This is a genomic window from Brevundimonas sp. LjRoot202 (genome assembly GCF_964253355.1).
In the GTDB taxonomy this organism is placed as follows: Bacteria; Pseudomonadota; Alphaproteobacteria; order Caulobacterales; family Caulobacteraceae; genus Brevundimonas.
Map to the genome: position 1 here is coordinate 12089 of NZ_CAXUQW020000002.1, position 17912 is coordinate 30000.

Here is a 17912-nt window from a genome sequence, read left to right on the forward strand (position 1 = left end):
GCCTCGAAATCGCGCGTGTTTCGCACTAGATAGCGCGCCATGACGCTCGCCGAGGACATCTGCCCGGTTCCGACCATCGCCCCCATGACCGGCCAGGCCGACATGGACGCGGCGATCGCCTCCGCGCGCGCGGCGGTCGGCCTGCCGGTCGGCGCCCGGGTGGTCGCGGCCATGTCGGGCGGCGTGGACTCCACCGTCGTCGCCGCCCTGCTGCACAAGGCGGGCTATGACGTCGTCGGCGTGACCCTGCAGCTCTACGACCACGGCGCGGCCCTGAAGAAGAAGGGCGCCTGCTGCGCGGGCCAGGACATCCACGACGCCCGCCTCGCCGCCGAGACGCTGGGCATCCCCCATTACGTCCTCGACTACGAAAGCCGCTTCCGCGACGCCGTCATCGACCAGTTCGCCGACTCCTATCTGGCGGGCCAGACGCCGGTGCCTTGCATCCGCTGCAACCAGACGGTCAAGTTCCGCGACCTGCTGGACGTCGCCCGCGACCTCGGCGCCGAAGCCATGGCCACCGGCCACTATGTCCGCCGCGCCGTCGCCGGCGACCGCCCGCAGATGCGCAAGGCGATCGACCATTCGCGCGACCAGTCCTACTTCCTGTTCGCCACCACGGCCGAGCAGCTCGATTACCTGCGCTTCCCGCTGGCCGACCTGGAGAAGCCCCAGGTTCGAGGCGTCGCCGCCGAACTGGGCCTGCGCATCGCCGCCAAGCCCGACAGTCAGGACATCTGCTTCGTCCCCAACGGCGACTACCGCACCCTGATCGACAAGCTGCGCCCGCAAGGCCGGGAAGCCGGCGAGATCGTGCACATGGACGGCCGCGTGCTCGGCTCGCACTCGGGCATCACCGACTACACCATCGGCCAGCGCCGGGGCCTGAACGTCGCGGTCGGCGAGCCGCTGTTCGTCACGAAACTGGATCCGGCGAAACGCCACGTCATCGTCGGCCCGCGCGAGGCGTTGGCGACCGCCGCCCTGACCCTGGACGAAACCAACTGGCTCGGCGACGAAGCCTCGATCGAGGTCGCGGCCGCCGCCGGCGCGCCCGTGCTGGCCCGCGTGCGCTCGACCCGCCCGCCCTCGCCGGCCCGCCTCGGCCTGGTCGACGGCGCGGTGTCGGTGACCTTCGAAACCGGCGAGGAAGGCGTGGCTCCCGGCCAGGCCTGCGCCCTCTACGACCCCGCCGATCCCGACCGGCTGCTGGGCGGCGGCTTCATCAAGACCACGACGGCCGTTGTCTGACGCGACGGACGATCCGCTGGCGCTCGCCTCGCGCGCCGGCCTGCCCTCCGAATTCCTGTACCTGCGCGACGCCTTCCCCCGCGAGCGCTGGAGCGCGGGCGGCCTGCACCCGACGGCCCGGCGCTGGCTGCACATGCACGGCGGCTTCCGCGCCCATCAGGCCGAGATGGCGGCGATGGTCGAGGCATGGCGGGCCGATACGCTCGACGTCCCCACCCTCCACCGCGCCCTCATCCCCGCCCTGCAGCAGTTCCTCCAGCACCTCGACGGCCACCACCGGATCGAGAGCGGCCACTACTTCCCGGCCCTGCAACAGCTCGAGCCGCGCATCGCGGCGGGCATCGACCTGCTGGACCGCGACCACGACGCCATCCACGCCCATATCGAGGCCATGGTCGAGACCGGCCGCGCCCTGCATCAATCGGTGACCGGCGCCGCCCCCGACGCCCGCGACCGGGTCGAACGTCTGGCCGACGTCCTCGCCCTCGCCGGCCCGCAACTGGCCCGGCATCTGGATGATGAGGAGGAGATCGTCATTCCCCTGATCGCCCTGCGCGGCGACCCGCTGGGCTGACGTCCGCCAACGGCCGAGGTTAAATCGGCGACAGGTCGCATCTGAAATGGCAGCCTGCCCCCTCTGACGATCATCACCATCGATCAACAGGGGCTACCGATGAAACTCACTTCCGCCTGCATGGCGTCCGTTCTGGCGCTCGTCATGGCCGCGCCGCTGGCCGCCGCGCCCGCCCGCGCCGAACCCACGGTCGCCCAGTCGCCCGAGGCACCCCGCACCTACACCGCCGCGGAGTTCTACCAGACCCGCAGCTACGGCATGTCCAGCCCGGCGGGCCTCGGCTTCTCGGCCGACGGCCGCTCGATCCTGATCTCCAGCGACCAGACCGGGGTGTTCAACGCCTTCGCCCTACCGATCGATGGCGGCGAGGCGGCGCCGCTCAGCACCTCGACGACGGTGGCGACCCGCGGCGTCAGCTATTTCCCCCACGACGGCCGCGTCCTGCTCGCGGCCGACAGCGGCGGCGGCGGCAGCGAACTGACCCACGTCTATGTCCGAGAGCTCGACGGGACCGTCCGCGACCTCACCCCCGGCGACAACGTCAAGGCCGACCTGCTGGGCTGGAACGCCGCGCGGGATGCGTTCTGGGTCACCTCCAACGCCCGCGATCCAGAGGTTTTCGACCTCTACGCCTATGACGCCGACACCTACGAGAGCCGGATGGTGTTCCAGAACCCCGGCATGTTCATCGCCGACGTCTCGCCCGACGGCCGCTGGGTGGCCATCGACAAGCCCGTCACCAGCGCCGACAGCGACATCTATCTGGTCGACCTGCAGGGCGACCGCGAACCCCGCCTGATCACCGCCCACGAGGGCGAGGTCGCCCACGGAACCTACGGCTTCACCCCGGACAACCGCCAGCTCGTCTACGGCACGAACGAGCATGGCGAATTCCATCAGGCCTGGACCCACGACCTGGCCACCGGCGCCAAGGCCCCGCTGATCCAGGCCGACTGGGACGTCGAGTTCGTCAGCTATTCGCCGTCGGGCCGCTATCGCGTCTCGGCCCTGAACGCCGACGCCTCGACCGAGCTGACCCTGCTCGACACCACCACCGGCCAGCCCGTGCGCCTGACCGGCATGCCCGGCGGCGATATCGGCCAGATCCGCTACAACGCCGACGAGACGCGCATCGCCTTCACCGTCTCGTCCGACACCTCGCCCAACGACGTCTGGACCGCCGATCTCGCCACGGGTCAGGCGCGGCGGCTGCTGACCGCCCTCAGCCCGGCCATCGACGAGGCCGACCTGGTCGAGTCCAGCATCGTCCGCTACGCCGCCTCGGACGGGACCATCATCCCCGGCGTGCTCTATCGCCCGAAAGGCGCGTCGGCCGCCAACCCCGCGCCGGCCATCGTGCTCGTCCACGGCGGCCCCGGCGGCCAGAGCACCCGCGGCTACTCGGCCATGACCCAGCATCTGGTCAATCACGGCTATGCGGTGCTGGCCGCCAACAACCGCGGCTCGTCCGGCTACGGCAAGACCTTCTTCCACATGGACGACCGGGCCCACGGCGAGGCCGACCTTCAGGACATCGTCGACGCCGGCCAATGGCTGCGTGATCAGGACTGGGTGGCCGACGACCAGGTGGCGGTGATGGGAGGCTCGTACGGCGGCTTCCTGACCGCCGCCGCCCTGGCCTTCCACCCCGAGGCCTTCGACGCCGGGGTCAACATCTACGGCGTGACCAACTGGGTGCGGACACTGGAGTCCATCCCCGCCTGGTGGGGCGCCCAGCGCGACGCCCTGTTCGACGAGATGGGCGACCCCGCCACCGACGGCGAGCGCCACCGCCGCATCTCGCCGCTGTTCCACGCCTCGAACATCGCCCGCCCCATGCTGGTGGTGCAGGGCGCCAACGATCCGCGGGTGCTTCAGGTCGAGAGCGACGAACTGGTCGCCGCCGTCCGCGCCAACGACGTGCCGGTCGAATACGTGCTGTTCCCCGACGAGGGCCACGGCTTCCAGCGGCGCGAGAACCGCATCACGGCGCAGGAGGCCTATCTGGCCTTCCTCGACCGCTACGTGCGCAAATAGGTCCGGCCGGACCGGGCGGTCAGGCGCCGCCCGGTCCGCGCGTCGGCATCAGCTTGCGGCGCTGGCGCACAAGGGCGATGGGCCGCCCGTCCGCGGCGTGGGCCACCCCGTCCTCGACCGCCCAGCCGCCGCCGACGTCGCGGCTGGTGAAGTGGAAATAGGCCCAGCCGTCCGGGGCCGTGTCCGGAGTGATCGCCTCCAGCAGGTCCGCGCGCAGGTCGACGCTGGCGGAAATCACCGGCGGGGCCGGCAGGGCGGTCCAGTAGGTCGGATACACCCCGTCCAGCAGGAACAGCAGCCGCGCCTCGTCCAGCGGCGCGCCGTCGCTGGTGCGCATCCAGCAGCCGAGCTCGGGCGAACCGCCGGCGTTCTCGCCGAACAGCTTCGGCCCGGCCACGAAGCGGTGCTCGATATGGCGGGTGAACCACGGCCCGAAGCGGGGATCGAGCGGCGTCGGCGCGATGTCGGCGACCGGGCGGGGCGTCGCGGCGAGCGGCGTCAGCGCGGGCCCCGCGACCTCGCGGCCGAAGGTGGCCAGGGCCTGCACCGCCAGCCGGTCCGGCTGCCCGCCCAGCACCGAGGCGTAGGCGACGTTGCGCCCGCCCCGGGTCAGGGCCGGAACGAAGCTCGCGGACTCGAACCGGGCGGCGGCCAGATACTGGACGGTCAGGGTTTTCAGCGGCGTCTCGATGCCCAGCCCCTGCCGGGCCGCCCCGGCCGCCAGCGCCGCCATCAGCCCGCCGAACGGCGCGCCCTTCTCCGACGGCATGGACAGCGGTGCGTTGGAGAAGTCGCCCGACAGCCGTGCGGTCAGGCCGCCCGCGCCGTCATCGGTCAGGGTCAGGGCCTCGGCGAGGGTCTGCTGGGTCATGCGTCCGGCATATCGTGGGAGAAAGATGGGCGGAAGGCCGAAACCTCCCGCCCCAGTCGAGGGATCCGGAAACGCCGCGAGCGGGCTCGCCGCGCGTCCGTAGCGAAACAAGACTGACTGAGTCCGTTCAGATTGGCAACCCTCTTGCCAAAAGCCTGACGCGGGGTCACCTTTGAGGCCATGGGACGCACCGCCGACTATTCTCGCCAGAGCTGTTCGATCGCCGCGACCCTCGAGGTCATCGGCGATCCCTGGACCCTGCTGGTCATCCGCGACGCCTTCAACGGCGTCAGCCGCTTCGAGCAATGGCAGGAGCGGCTGGGCGTCGCCCGCAACGTTCTCGCCGCGCGCCTCAAGTCGCTGGTCCAGCACGGCGTGCTCGAGCCGCACCTCTATTCCGAACGCCCGCCACGCAACGAGTACCGCCTCACCGCCAAGGGCAAGGATCTGTACGGCGTGCTGGTCACCCTGCACGGCTGGGGCGCCAAACACGTCTATTGCGGCGAGGACGCCGGCGTCTCCATGACCCACAAGACCTGCGGCCACGAGCTGACGCCGCGCATCGCCTGCGGCTGCTGCGGCGAACTGGTCAAGCCGCGCGACATCCAGCTGAACCTGGCCGAGAACCGCCCCACCGTCGGCGAAATGATGCCCCGCGACCGGGCCTCCGAAGAGGTCGCCTGAGCCATGGAGCCGGTCACCATCGTCGGCAATCCGGTCTCGCCCTATGTCCGCAAGGTGCTGGCCGCCTGCGCCCTGAAGGGCGTCGAGGTCCAGCTGGACCCCATCGTCGGCCTGATGGGCAACGACGACTTCGACCGGATCAGCCCGCTGCGCCGCATCCCCGTCTGGGTCGAGGGCGAGGTGACGCTGTGCGACTCCAGCGTCATCGTCCAGTACATCGAGGAGACCCGCCCCGGCCCGTCGCTGTGGCCGGCCGACCCGGTGCAGCGGGCGAAGGCGCGCTGGCTGGAGGAGTTCGCCGACACCCGGCTGTTCGACGTCCTCGGCTGGCGGCTGTTCTTCGAGATCGCGGTCAAGCCGCGCTTCCTCGGCGGCGAGGTCGACCAGGCGAAGGTCGAGCAGGCCCGCGATGTCGAGCTGCCGGGCATCCTCGACTACCTGGAAGGCTGGGCCCCGGAGGCCGGCTTCCTGTTCGGCGAGCTGTCGATGGCCGATCTCAGCGTGGCCCCGGCCTTCGTCAACGCCGGCGCGGTGCAGGTCAATGTCGATCCGGCCCGCTGGCCGAAGCTGGCGGCGTGGCTGGAGCGGGTCGAGACACAGACCCCGCTGGGCCCCCTGAACGCCCTGGCCCGCGCCCTGATGCGCACGCCGGTGCCGGCGCAGCGTGACCGCCTGTCCGAGTTCGGCTTCGTCGCCTCGCCGCACAGCTGGGCCGGCGACACGGCCCGCCGCGGCCCGATGACGCCGCAATAGGCCTACGCTTGCGCCCCGCCTCCAAACAGCCGATCTAGCCCCCGATTTTTCCAGAGTCCCCCAGGTTCCCGCCATGTCCGATCCGATCGTCATCTGCTCCTTCGCCCGCACCCCGATGGGCGGCTTCCAGGGCGCCCTGTCCGGCGTCAAGGCGACCGAGCTGGGCGCCACGGCGGTGAAGGCGGCGGTCGAGCGGGCCGGTGTCGACCCGGCGAAGGTCGAGCAGATCTACATGGGCTGCGTCCTCCCCGCCGGCCTCGGCCAGGCCCCGGCCCGTCAAGCCGCCATCGGCGCCGGCCTCGGCCGCCACGTCGAGGCGACGACGGTCAACAAGATGTGCGGCTCGGGCTTGCAGGCCGTCATGATGGCCTCGGACGCCCTGACCGCCGGTTCTGCCGACGTCATCGTGGCGGGCGGCATGGAGAGCATGACCGGCGCCCCCTATCTGATGAACAAGCATCGCTCGGGGGCCCGGATCGGCCACGACGTCATCGTCGACTCGATGATGATGGACGGGCTGGAGGACGCCTACGCGCCCGGCAAGCCGATGGGCTCGTTCGCCGAGGACACGGCCGGGACCTACCAGTTCACCCGCGAGGCCCAGGACGCCTATGCCGTCGAAAGCCTGACCCGGGCCCGCCACGCCATCGCCTCGGGCGCCTTCAAGGCCGAGATCACCCCGGTCGAGGTCACCACCCGCAAGGGCGTCGAGACGGTCAGCGAGGACGAACAGCCCGGCAAGGCCATGCCGGAGAAAATCCCCGGCCTGAAGCCTGCCTTCGCGAAGGACGGCACCATCACCGCCGCCTCCTCGGCCTCGATCTCGGACGGCGCGGCCGCCGTGGTGATGACGCGCGAGAGCGTGGCGAAGGCGCTGGGCCTGCCGATCGTGGCCCGCATCGTCAGCCACTCGGCCCACGCCCACGAGCCGGGCCTGTTCACCACCGCCCCCGTGCCGGCCATGCAGAAGGCGCTGAAGAAGGCCGGCTGGTCGGTCGAGGACGTCGACCTGTGGGAGATCAACGAGGCCTTCGCCGTCGTGCCGATGATCGCCATGCAGGAACTGGGCATCGAGCACGGCAAGCTGAACGTCAACGGCGGCGCCACCGCCCTCGGCCACCCGATCGGCGCGTCCGGCGCCCGCGTCCTCGCCACCCTGCTGGCCGCGCTGCAGGCCCGTGGCGGCAGGAAGGGCGTCGCCAGCCTGTGCATCGGCGGCGGCGAGGCCGTCGCCATGGCGGTCGAGCTGGCGTAGCGGAACGATCCCTCCTTCTCCCCTTGGGGGAGAAGGTGGCTCGCGGAGCGAGACGGATGAGGGGTGAGTCTGCTCCGGACCCCGCTGGCGGCCAGTTCGCTTCGACCATCCCCCTCATCCGGACGGCTCCGCCGCCCACCTTCTCCCCCGGAGGGGAGAAGGGCGGCAATTGCTGCGCTGCAAGTTAATGCGCAGCCATCCTATTTTCGGCCGCCAACCCGTTGCTTTCACGCCGGATTGAAAATTCCCAGCGTCCTGAGCCCGCCGCAGGAAGAACCGCCCGTACACTCCTGCCCATCCCGTCGACGGGGAGGGCGTCGGATCCACGTTCTCGATGACGGCGGGCTGTGGTCGAGCGATGAAGCCCGGGCGGAGGAGAGCCCGGGGGTCTTCGTCGGAGGTCGATGGATGGCCTCTGCTTGCTCGCCGCGCGCCTTTGGATGGAACCGCTACATGACTGAACACGGTCAGCACGTTCCGCCTTCCGGCCTCTCCGCAAGGAGCGGTCCGGGACGCCGGTGAGGCCCGAGAAGGGCCGCCAGCCGGCGGGGCGAGTGGATAACGGCCACGCGGGGCGGCAGTCTCGTCGAAACGGTAACACTACAACAGCACCGGGCGAGGCCCGGCCGCCCTGCTCCCTCCCCACACCGCTTCGGAAGTAGCGGCGAAGAGTCATGCCCGAACCCCCTACCTCCCCACCCCGGGAAGGAAAGACCTGCGGAAAGGCCCCACCCATGCCCCGTGACCACCGCCCCCGACTGACCGATCGCGACCTCGTCCACGCCCTCCAGAGGCTCCGCCTCGAAGGGCTCGAGACCGGCCGGTTCGAGCCGCTCTCGGATCGGGAGAGCTTCTACCTGCAACTGTTCCGCGCCGGTCTCCGGCCGGATCGCGAGGACTTCATCCTGTCGCCGGCCCTGCTCCGCCTCGAGGCGGTGCAGTTCCGGTCCGGCGGTGAGGAGGAGCCGGAAGCCGCCCTCCCCTTCACCGCCTCCCCCGAACCCGCTATCAGCCGCCCATGACCCTCCCCCACGCCCTTTCCGGCCTCGGCGCTGTCGCCGGCGACTATGACATCCTGCTCTGCGACGTCTGGGGCGTGATCCACAACGGCCGCGAGAGCTTCCCCGCCGCCTGCGAGGCCCTGACCCGGTTCAACCAGCAGGGCGGCCACGTCGTGCTGATCTCCAACTCGCCCCGGCCCGCCTCCGACGTGGTGGCCCAGCTGGACCGGCTCGGCGTGCCGCGCGACAGCTGGAAGGCCTTCGTCACCTCGGGCGACGCCACCCGCGCCGAACTGTCGAGGCGCGCGCCCGGTCCGGCCTGGATCATCGGCCCCGACCGCGACTGGCCGCTCTACGAAGGGCTGAACCTGGACCTCGCCCAGGGCGCCGGGGACGCCGCCTTCATCTCCGTCACCGGCCCCGTCGACGACGAGACCGAGACGCCCGAGGACTACCGCGAACGCCTCGCCGCCGGCGCGGCCCGCGATCTCGAACTGATCTGCGCCAACCCCGACCGGGTGGTCCAGCGCGGCGACCGCCTGATCTATTGCGGCGGCGCTCTGGCCGACCTCTACGAAAGCCTCGGCGGCCGGGTGACCATGGTCGGCAAGCCGTACGGCCCGATCTACGAGCTGGCGGTCAGGGAGGGCGAAAGGCTGCTCGAACGGCCGGTCAATCGCGCCCGCGTGCTGTGCATCGGCGACGGCGTGGCCACCGATGTGCTCGGGGCCAACCGTCAGGCGCTGGACTGCCTGTTCATCGCCCAGGGCATCCACGGCGACGCCGCCCGCGGACCTGACGGCCGCCTCGACGAGAGCCGCGCCGCCGAACTGCTCAGGGCCGAAACCACCTACGCCCGCTACGCAATGCTCGATCTGGCGTGGTGAGGGTCCGCAATTCAGGCTAAGGGCCCGCCATGGAACTGGTCACGAAACATCCCTCGGGCGGCTACATCCTCGAGGAACTCCACCCCGGCATGGCGGCCGAAAAGGTCATCCACGTCACCGAAGAGCGGATCCGTCTGTTCGCCGAGGCCTCGGACGACTTCAATCCGGTCCACCTCGACGAGGCCTTCGCCTCGAAGACCGCCTATCGCGGCCGCATCGCCCACGGACTGCTGTCGGCCTCGTTCGGCTCGGCCGTGGTCGGCACCATCCTGCCCGGCGCCGGCGCCATCTACATCTCGCAGACGTTGGGCTTCCACCTGCCGGTCCGCATCGGCGACGACGTCGTGGTCCGCATCAGCGTCGTCACGGTCGACCAGGAAAGCGCCCGGGTTGAGCTGAACTGCGAGGGCTTCGTCGACGGCAAGCTGATCATGGACGGCGTCGCCGTCGTCCGCGTCCCCCGCCGCCGTCGCCCGGCCAAGGGCTGAAAGCAGGCCGGCGTGGTCCAGATCGTCACCGACTGGCGCGACCTGCCCGAGGGTCTGAGAGGCGCCGCCGTCGCCATCGGCGCCTTCGACGGCGTCCATCGCGGCCATCAGGCGGTGATCGCCGCCGCCCGCGAGGCGGCCCGTTCGCTCGGCGCCCCCCTCGGCGTGGTCAGCTTCGATCCCCATCCGCGCCGCTGGTTCCAGCCCGACGCCGCCCCCTTCCGCCTGATGACCCCGGCCCAGATGGCCCGCGCGCTCGGACCGCTGGGCGTCGACCACCTCTACATCCTCCCCTTCGACGCCGACATGGCCGCCATGTCGGATGAGGATTTCGCCCGTGACATCCTGGGAACCGGACTGGGCATCCGCCACGCCGCCGTCGGCTTCGACTTCACCTACGGCAAGGGCCGCACCGGTTCGCCCGAGGGCCTGCGCCGTCAGGGCGAGGCGCTCGGCTTCGGCGTCACCGTCTGCGACCGCGTCGATGATCCCGACGGGCTGAAACTGTCCTCGTCCGCCGTGCGCGAGGCCGTCCACGCCGGCGACATGCCGCGCGCCGCCGCCATCCTCGGCCGCCCCTTCGCCATCGAGGGCCAAGTCGTCCACGGCGACAAGCGCGGCCGCACCATCGGCGTGCCCACCGCCAACATCCCGCTCGGCGACTACATGCGCCCCGCCTACGGGGTCTATGCCGTCCGCGCCCGCCTGCCTGACGGCCGCACCTTCGACGGCGTCGCCAGCCTCGGCCTGCGCCCCATGTTCGCCCTCGAGGAGCCCCTGCTCGAGGTCTGGCTGTTCGATTTCGACGGCGACCTCTACGGCCGGACGGTCGAGACCCAGTTGATCGCCTTCCTCCGCGGCGAGGAGGCCTTCTCCGACCTCGACGCCCTCAAGCGCCAGATCGACGCCGACGCCGCCGCCGCCCGCGCCGCGCTGGCGCCGGCCTGAACCGCCTGCTAGACCGCTCCCACCATGACCGTCCGCGTGTTTCGCCCGATTTCGATTAGCCGCCCGGCGTAGCGCCGCAGGGTTCAACCCCGCGCTCGCCGGGCCTACTCGACCTTCACGCGAACGATCAACACGACGAGACAGACTTCATGGCTGACGCCAGCGACACGCCTTCCGGACGCGACTACCGCGAGACCGTCTTCCTGCCGGAGACGCCCTTCCCCATGCGCGGCGGCCTGCCCCAGAAGGAGCCGCTGATCCTCGAGCAGTGGGGCGACCTCTACGGCAAGCTGCGCAGGCAGCGCCAGGCCGAGGGCGCGCCCCTCTACGTGCTCCACGACGGCCCGCCGTACGCCAACGGCGAGATCCACATCGGCCACGCCCTCAACAAGACGCTGAAGGACTTCGTCGTCCGCAGCCGCTTCCTGCTTGGCCATGACGTCGACTACGTGCCCGGCTGGGACTGCCACGGCCTGCCGATCGAGTGGAAGATCGAGGAGCGCTACCGCAGCCAGGGCAAGCGCAAGGACGAGGTCTCCAAGGCCGAGTTCCGCCAGGCCTGTCGCGAATACGCCGCCGGCTGGATCGACGTGCAGCGCGACCAGTTCAAACGCCTCGGCGTCCTCGGCGACTGGGACCATCGCTACGCCACCATGGACTTCCCGACCGAGGCGGCCATCGTCGCCGAGTTCCACAGGTTCAAGAACTCCGGCCAGCTCTATCGCGGCTCCAAGCCGGTGATGTGGTCGCCGGTCGAGCGCACCGCCCTGGCCGACGCCGAGATCGAGTACCACGACCACGTCAGCCCGACGGTCTGGGTCAAATTCCCCGTCGTCGCCGCGACCGACGACCACCCGGACGACCTGCTGTCGTTCCGCAACGCCAACCCGGCCATCGTGATCTGGACCACCACCCCGTGGACCATCCCGGCCAACCGCGCCATCAGCTACGGCCCCGAGATCGCCTACGGCCTCTACGAAGTCACGGCCATGGAGACCGGGCTGGAGTTCGAGCCCTGGGCCAGGCCCGGCGACCGGCTGATCCTCGCCGACAAACTGGCCGAAGACGTTTTCAAAGCGGCGAAGATCGCCCGCTGGACCCGCGTCGACGACCTCAATCCGTCGGGGCTGGAGTGCGCCCACCCGTTGGCCGCCCTGTCGCCCGGCTACGGCTTCTCCGTGCCCCTGCTGGCCGGCGACCACGTCACCGACGACGCCGGCACGGGCTTCGTCCATACGGCGCCGGGCCACGGCGCCGACGACTTCGAGGTGTGGAAGGCCCACGGCCATCACGAGGTGCCCGACACGGTCGATCCCGACGGCGCCTACTACGACCACGTCCCCCTGTTCGGCGGCCTCAAGGTGCTGGAGACCGAGGGCAAGAAGACCGGCAAGTTCGGCCCCGCCAACGGCGCGGTGATGGAGAAGCTGATCGAGGCGGGCAATCTGCTGGCCCGCGGCCGGATGGAGCATTCCTACCCGCACAGCTGGCGCTCCAAGGCCCCGGTGATCTTCCGCAACACGCCGCAGTGGTTCATCCGCATGGATGCGCCGCTTGAGGACGACGGGACCCTGCGCGAACGCGCCCTGGCCGCCATCGACGCCACCGCCTTCCACCCGGCCGCGGGGAAAAATCGCATCCGCACCATGGTCGAGAGCCGTCCCGACTGGCTGATCAGCCGCCAGCGCGCTTGGGGCACGCCGCTCGCCATGTTCGTCGACAAGGAAACCGGCCAGCCCCTGCACGACCCCGAGGTCGACGCCCGCATCCTCGCCGCGATCCGCGACGGCGGGGCCGACGCCTGGTTCGACCGGCCCGACGCCGACTTCCTCGGCGCCCATGACCCTCAGCGCTACGAGAAGATCCAGGACATCCTCGACGTCTGGTTCGACTCCGGCTGCACCCACGCCTTCACGCTCGAGCCGCGCGATCCGGCCCACGGCTACACCGGCGACCGGCCGTCTCACTGGCCCGCCGACCTCTATCTCGAAGGCTCGGACCAGCATCGCGGCTGGTTCCAGTCCAACCTGCTCGAAGGCGCCGGCACCCGCGGCCGCGCCCCCTATGACGCCGTCCTGACCCACGGCTTCACCCAGGACGAGAACGGGGAGAAAATGTCCAAGTCGAAGGGGAACACCACCGACCCCGCGACCATCATCAAGGAGTCGGGCGCCGACATCCTTCGCCTCTGGGTCGCCCTGGTCGACTACGCCGAGGACCAGCGGATCGGGAAACAGATCCTGCAGACCACGGTCGATGCGTATCGCAAGCTGCGCAACACGGTGCGCTACCTGCTCGGCGCTCTCGCCGACTTCGACGAGACCGAGCGCCTGCCGCTCGACCAGATGCCGCCGCTGGAGCGCTTCATCCTGCACCGCCTGTGGGAGCTGGACGGCGACGTCCGCGCCGCCTACCGCGACTACCGCTTCCAAGACGTCGTCCGCCCGGTGCTGGAGTTCTGCTCCAACGACCTGTCGGCCCTCTATTTCGACATCCGCAAGGACAGCCTCTACTGCGACCGCCCCGACGCGATCCGCCGCCGCGCCGCCCGCACGGTCATGCATGAGGTGTTCATGCGCCTGACGGCCTGGCTGGCCCCGCTGACCCCCTTCACCATGGAAGAGGCGTGGACCACCCGCTTCCCGGAGGGCGGCTCCAACTGCGCCCGGGTCATTCCGGAGACGCCGGACGACTGGCGCAACCCGGCCGAGGCCGAGCGCTGGGCCGGCGTCCAGACCGTGCTCGAGATCGTCAACGAGGCGCTGGAAGGCGCCCGCCGCGACAAGATCATCGGCGGCGCCCTCGACGCCTGGCCCGTGGTCACCGGCCCGGCCGACGCCTTCGCCCCCTTCGAAGGCCTCGACGCCGCCGAGGTGTTCCGCACCTCGGGCGTGGACCTCAAGTCGGGCGGCGACGCCGTGACGGTCGAGGTCCGCCTCGCCGACCATCCGAAATGCGCCCGCTCATGGCGGCGCGTCCCGGACGTCGGTTCGGACCCCGCCTACCCGGACCTCAGCGCCCGAGACGCGGACGCTGTGCGGGCCTGGGACGCGGCCAGATCATAGGAAAAGGCCCCGCCGAAGCGGGGCCTGACCGTCCTCAGGTCCGGGCTGCGGAGTGCTCCCGCATCCGCTGCGCCTGCTGCTCCATCTCGTCAGCCTGCTGCGGCAGGCGACGGGACAGGGCGATCAATTCGGCGTCCGTGACAGCGCCGCCACGCGCCCGGCTCTCCTCGATCTGGCGAGCGCGATAGGCGGGATCACGCAGGCGGACAGCCTCCTCGCGCATCTGCCGGGCGCCCCGGTCCATCTCATCAGCGCCCCTGCTCATTTCGACGCGCGCCCGAGCCATGGCGTGCCGGGCCTCCTCCCGCGCCACGGAGGCCTGGGCGCGAGCGTGATCGGCCGAGACGCGGGCCTCCGCCGCAATGCGGGCGATGGCCTCGTGGTCGATGCTGGCCCGGACCCGTTCCGCCTCCCGGTGGGCGGCCTGCGCATGAGCCCGGGCCTCGGCGGCGTGGGCGCGCGCCTCGACGGCCTCCGCCATCGCCCGCTCGTACTCGCGGCGTGTCTCCGGATCCATCTCCTCGATCGAGCGGTAGACGTGGGTCCGGCCATCCTCCGTGACGGTGAAGCGCGCGCCGTCTTGCAGCCTCGGAGGGGCCGGCGGCGCCGGGGGCGCGGGCGGGGCAGGCATGGCGACGGGTGCGGGCGGGGCCGGCGGCGCGGGCGGCGCGGGCGGAGCCGGCATGACGTGGGGCGCTTCCGGTGGCGCCGGAGGCGCGGGCGGGTGCTGGGTGATCTCCACCGCGGCGATCGGCGTGGCGACGGCGATCAGGGCGCCGATGGCGAGGGCCAGGGTCAGCGGGCGGGCACGCGAGGCGGGTCGGACGGTCATGATGCGGGTGATCCTTCGGGTCAGGGATTGGGCGTCCCCCGCCATGCCGATGGCGGCGGACTGTCGGAAATCGGCGGCGAGGCCGACAAGGGCGCGGGCGTAGGTCCGGCGGTCGACGGCGGCGAGCGCGGCGGCGTCGGCGGCGTCTTCGGTTCGGCTCGCCAGCGTGGCGTGCAGCAGCCAGACCAGCGGGCTGAACCAGAACAGGGCGAGCGCGAGGCGCGACAGGCCGAGGAACAGCCAATCGCCCCGGCGAATGTGGGCCAGTTCGTGCGCCATCACCGCGCCGGCGCTCTCCGGACGGGCGAGACACGCCTTGCCGATCAGCACCACGCCCGGCGGCAGGCCCCAGCTCAACGGCGCCTCGACGCGGGCCGAAGCGACCAGCCGCGGCTGGCGCCGGGCGCCCAGGCGCTCGAGGGGCGCGGTCCAGGTGGGATCGACGACAGGCGCCCCCGACCGGGTCCAGCGCCACAGGGTCAGCACGCCGAGGGCGAAACGTCCGAACACCACGGCCGCGCCGAGGGCCCACGCACCGACGAGAACCTCCATCGGCGACGGCGGGCGGATCGAGCTGGAGAGCGACAGTCCCTCGATCGGCGTCACCGTCCCTTCCCAGACCGGCGTCGGGGCGGCGAGCGGTTCGACGGTCGCGGCGGGGAGAAGCTGAAGCTCCAGCGCCGGCAACAGGGCCATGATCAACGGCAGGCCCAGCAGGACGCAGACGGCGGCGCGCAGCACGTCGACCTGGTCCGCCGCGGGCCGCGAGCCCAAGGCCGCGGACAACAGCAGGCCGGCGCCGGCGATGACGCTCGACTTGCACAGCAGTTCGACAACCAGTTCGACGCTCATGATCCGCGCTCCCGCGCCTCGTCTATGGCCCGTTCGAGCGCCTCCAGCTCCTCGGGCTTGAGCCGCTGTGTCAGGCCCAGCAGGGCGGTGGCGGCCATGGCGGCCGAGCCGGCGAAGAAGGTGTCCACCGTCCGCCGCAAGGCGCTCGTGGCGATGGCCTCCGGGCGCGGCGACGGGCGGTAGACGAAGCCCTCGGCGTCGGCGGTTCGCCCGACCAGCCCCTTGGCTTCCAGCCGGGCCAGCAAGGTCCGGACGGCGGAATCGCTCAGGTCGCCGCCCATCGCGGTGCGGACGGCGCTCACGGAGCCCTTCTCCAGGCGGCAAAGGGTCTCGAAGACCTCTCGCTCACGGCGCGGCAGGGACTCGATCATGATGGCTCCGCGATCCGTCGCTACATACGTAGCGCGACACTTGTAGCGGAAATGGTCGAGATTGTGGCGGCGGGATGAACTCGGCGTAAGGCGTCGGCGTCCGCCCCGCGACCAAACAGCAAAAAGCCCCGCCGGCGGGAGCCAGGCGGGGCTTTGAGATCTTGGGTGCGGGAGCAGGATTTGAACCTGCGACCTTCAGGTTATGAGCCTGACGAGCTACCGGGCTGCTCCATCCCGCGGCAAACGGTAGTGCAAAGGAAGAACGGTTCGAGAAGACACAATCATATATCCGTCTGGTAGACCCGGCGGCGACCTACTCTCCCGCGCCTTAAGACGAAGTACCATCGGCTCTGGAGGGCTTAACGACCGAGTTCGGAATGGGATCGGGTGGGGAACCTCCGACATAGCCACCAGGTCAACCAGGCGGATAGACGATTGTGAGAAGACATTGTCGTATTCGAAAATCGAATGAGTTTTGCTGAGAAACGATCAAGCCGATCGGATTATTAGTACCAGTAAGCTTCATGGGTCGCCCCACTTCCACACCTGGCCTATCAACGTGGTAGTCTTCCACGATCCTCAGCGAAGCCTTGTTTTGAGGTTAGTTTCCCGCTTAGATGCTTTCAGCGGTTATCTATTCCATACATAGCTACCCTGCTGCGCAGCTGGCGCCACGACAGGTCCACCAGAGGTATGTCCATCCCGGTCCTCTCGTACTAGGGACAGATCCTCTCAAGCTTCGAACACCCACGGCAGATAGGGACCAAACTGTCTCACGACGTTCTGAACCCAGCTCACGTACCACTTTAAATGGCGAACAGCCATACCCTTGGGACCTGCTCCAGCCCCAGGATGTGATGAGCCGACATCGAGGTGCCAAACTTTGCCGTCGATATGGACTCTTGGGCAAAATCAGCCTGTTATCCCTAGAGTACCTTTTATCCGTTGAGCGATGGCCCTTCCACTCGGGACCACCGGATCACTATGGCCGACTTTCGTCTCTGCTCGACTTGTCAGTCTCGCAGTCAGGCGAGCTTATGCCATTGCACTCGACGAGCGATTTCCGACCGCTCTGAGCTCACCATCGCGCGCCTCCGTTACACTTTGGGAGGCGACCGCCCCAGTCAAACTACCCACCACGCCATGTCCCGGGACCGGATAACGGCCCTCGGTTAGACGTCAACGACAGTAAGGGTGGTATTTCAAGGATGGCTCCACCAGAGCTGGCGCCCCGGCTTCATAGCCTCCCACCTATCCTACACATACGGTCGCTAACGCCAAGGCGAAGCTATAGTAAAGGTTCATAGGGTCTTTCCGTCTGACCGCGGGAACCCCGCATCTTCACGGGGAATTCAATTTCACTGAGCCTGTGCTGGAGACAGTGGGGAAGTCGTTACGCCATTCGTGCAGGTCGGAACTTACCCGACAAGGAATTTCGCTACCTTAGGACCGTTATAGTTACGGCCGCCGTTTACCTGGGCTTCAGTTCGACGCTTTCACATCTCCCTTTAACCTTCAGGCACCGGGCAGGCGTCAGACCCTATACGTCGCATTGCTGCTTCGCAGAGCCCTGTGTTTTTGCTAAACAGTCGCTACCCCCTGGCTTGTGCCACTCAGTCTCGGTTGCCCGAGGTGAGTCACGCTTATTCCGAAGTTACGCGTGCAATTTGCCGAGTTCCTTCAGCACAGTTCTCTCAAGCGCCTTGGTATGCTCTACCTGACCACCTGTGTCGGTTTCGGGTACGGTCTCTGCTGGAGTTATTTCCAGGGACAACTTCGCTGCCAGGACAATCCAATAAGCCCTGACAACTTACGCCATCCGTCACTTCCAGCTGGTGCAGGAATATTTACCTGCTTCCCATCGACTACGCTTTTCAGCCTCGCCTTAGGGGCCGACTAACCCTGCGCAGATTAGCTTTACGCAGGAACCCTTGGTCTTTCGGCGACAGTGTTTCTCACACTGTTTATCGTTACTCATGTCAGCATTCTCACTTCCGATACCTCCAGCCAACCTCACGGTTGACCTTCACCGGCTTACGGAAC

General features: G+C 69.4%; 14 protein-coding genes, 1 tRNA gene and 2 rRNA genes (1 of these 17 cut by a window edge). 11 read left to right on the forward strand and 6 right to left on the reverse strand.

Annotation, left to right across the window (positions count from 1 at the left end):
- Positions 1-39: 39 nt before the first annotated feature.
- The 3 genes from mnmA (at position 40) to ACSQ1L_RS04905 (ending at position 3862) form a co-directional block, all read left to right on the forward strand.
- The gene (gene mnmA, locus ACSQ1L_RS04895) at positions 40-1251 is read left to right on the forward strand and encodes a tRNA 2-thiouridine(34) synthase MnmA (protein ID WP_435992545.1); all 1212 of its coding nucleotides are present in this window, start codon (positions 40-42) and stop codon (positions 1249-1251) included.
- Complete coding sequence (locus ACSQ1L_RS04900; protein WP_435992547.1) at positions 1244-1825, forward strand: hemerythrin domain-containing protein; 582 nt, start codon at positions 1244-1246, stop codon at positions 1823-1825. The genes mnmA and ACSQ1L_RS04900 overlap by 8 nt, the downstream gene beginning before the upstream one ends.
- Before the next feature lie 99 nt (positions 1826-1924).
- Positions 1925-3862, forward strand: a complete 1938-nt coding sequence (locus ACSQ1L_RS04905; protein WP_435992548.1) for a S9 family peptidase — start codon at positions 1925-1927, stop codon at positions 3860-3862.
- 19 nt (positions 3863-3881) lie between these two features.
- On the opposite strand, the gene ACSQ1L_RS04910 is transcribed toward ACSQ1L_RS04905, so the two are convergent.
- On the reverse strand, positions 3882-4733 hold the full coding sequence (locus ACSQ1L_RS04910) for a thioesterase family protein (protein WP_435992550.1): 852 nt from the start codon (positions 4731-4733) through the stop codon (positions 3882-3884).
- 180 nt (positions 4734-4913) lie between these two features.
- Between ACSQ1L_RS04910 and ACSQ1L_RS04915 the strand changes: the two genes are divergently transcribed.
- The 8 genes from ACSQ1L_RS04915 (at position 4914) to ileS (ending at position 13814) form a co-directional block, all read left to right on the forward strand.
- A complete protein-coding gene (locus tag ACSQ1L_RS04915; RefSeq protein WP_435992552.1) occupies positions 4914-5417 on the forward strand; it encodes a winged helix-turn-helix transcriptional regulator in 504 nt (167 codons plus the stop codon).
- A 3-nt stretch (positions 5418-5420) separates the two neighbouring features.
- Entirely contained in the window at positions 5421-6170 is a 750-nt protein-coding gene (locus ACSQ1L_RS04920) for a glutathione S-transferase family protein (protein WP_435992554.1), read from the forward strand.
- Between the two features lie 73 nt (positions 6171-6243).
- Positions 6244-7425 (forward strand): thiolase family protein, encoded by a 1182-nt coding sequence (locus ACSQ1L_RS04925; RefSeq protein ID WP_435992556.1) that lies wholly within the window; start codon positions 6244-6246, stop codon positions 7423-7425.
- A 734-nt stretch (positions 7426-8159) separates the two neighbouring features.
- Positions 8160-8447 (forward strand): hypothetical protein, encoded by a 288-nt coding sequence (locus ACSQ1L_RS04930; RefSeq protein WP_435992558.1) that lies wholly within the window; start codon positions 8160-8162, stop codon positions 8445-8447.
- Positions 8444-9313 (forward strand): TIGR01459 family HAD-type hydrolase, encoded by an 870-nt coding sequence (locus tag ACSQ1L_RS04935; protein WP_435992560.1) that lies wholly within the window; start codon positions 8444-8446, stop codon positions 9311-9313. Before ACSQ1L_RS04930 ends, ACSQ1L_RS04935 begins: the two co-directional genes overlap by 4 nt.
- 29 nt (positions 9314-9342) lie before the next feature.
- On the forward strand, positions 9343-9801 hold the full coding sequence (locus ACSQ1L_RS04940; RefSeq protein WP_435992562.1) for a MaoC family dehydratase: 459 nt from the start codon (positions 9343-9345) through the stop codon (positions 9799-9801).
- Between the two features lie 12 nt (positions 9802-9813).
- Positions 9814-10749: a bifunctional riboflavin kinase/FAD synthetase gene (locus tag ACSQ1L_RS04945; RefSeq protein ID WP_435992564.1), complete on the forward strand. Its 936-nt coding sequence runs from the start codon at positions 9814-9816 to the stop codon at positions 10747-10749.
- Positions 10750-10898: 149 nt separating this feature from the next.
- Positions 10899-13814, forward strand: a complete 2916-nt coding sequence (ileS, locus tag ACSQ1L_RS04950) for an isoleucine--tRNA ligase (RefSeq protein WP_435992566.1) — start codon at positions 10899-10901, stop codon at positions 13812-13814.
- A 34-nt stretch (positions 13815-13848) separates the two neighbouring features.
- Here ileS and ACSQ1L_RS04955 read toward each other — a convergent pair whose 3' ends face one another.
- The 5 genes from ACSQ1L_RS04955 to ACSQ1L_RS04975 form a co-directional block, all read right to left on the reverse strand.
- A complete protein-coding gene (locus tag ACSQ1L_RS04955; RefSeq protein WP_435992568.1) occupies positions 13849-15498 on the reverse strand; it encodes a M56 family metallopeptidase in 1650 nt (549 codons plus the stop codon).
- Positions 15495-15869, reverse strand: a complete 375-nt coding sequence (locus ACSQ1L_RS04960; protein WP_435992570.1) for a BlaI/MecI/CopY family transcriptional regulator — start codon at positions 15867-15869, stop codon at positions 15495-15497. The genes ACSQ1L_RS04955 and ACSQ1L_RS04960 overlap by 4 nt, the downstream gene beginning before the upstream one ends.
- Before the next feature lie 162 nt (positions 15870-16031).
- Positions 16032-16108, reverse strand: a tRNA-Met gene (locus ACSQ1L_RS04965).
- 61 nt (positions 16109-16169) lie between these two features.
- Positions 16170-16284 (reverse strand): 5S ribosomal RNA (gene rrf, locus ACSQ1L_RS04970).
- Positions 16285-16354: 70 nt separating this feature from the next.
- Positions 16355-17912 (reverse strand): 23S ribosomal RNA (locus ACSQ1L_RS04975); it runs 1231 nt beyond the window's last position.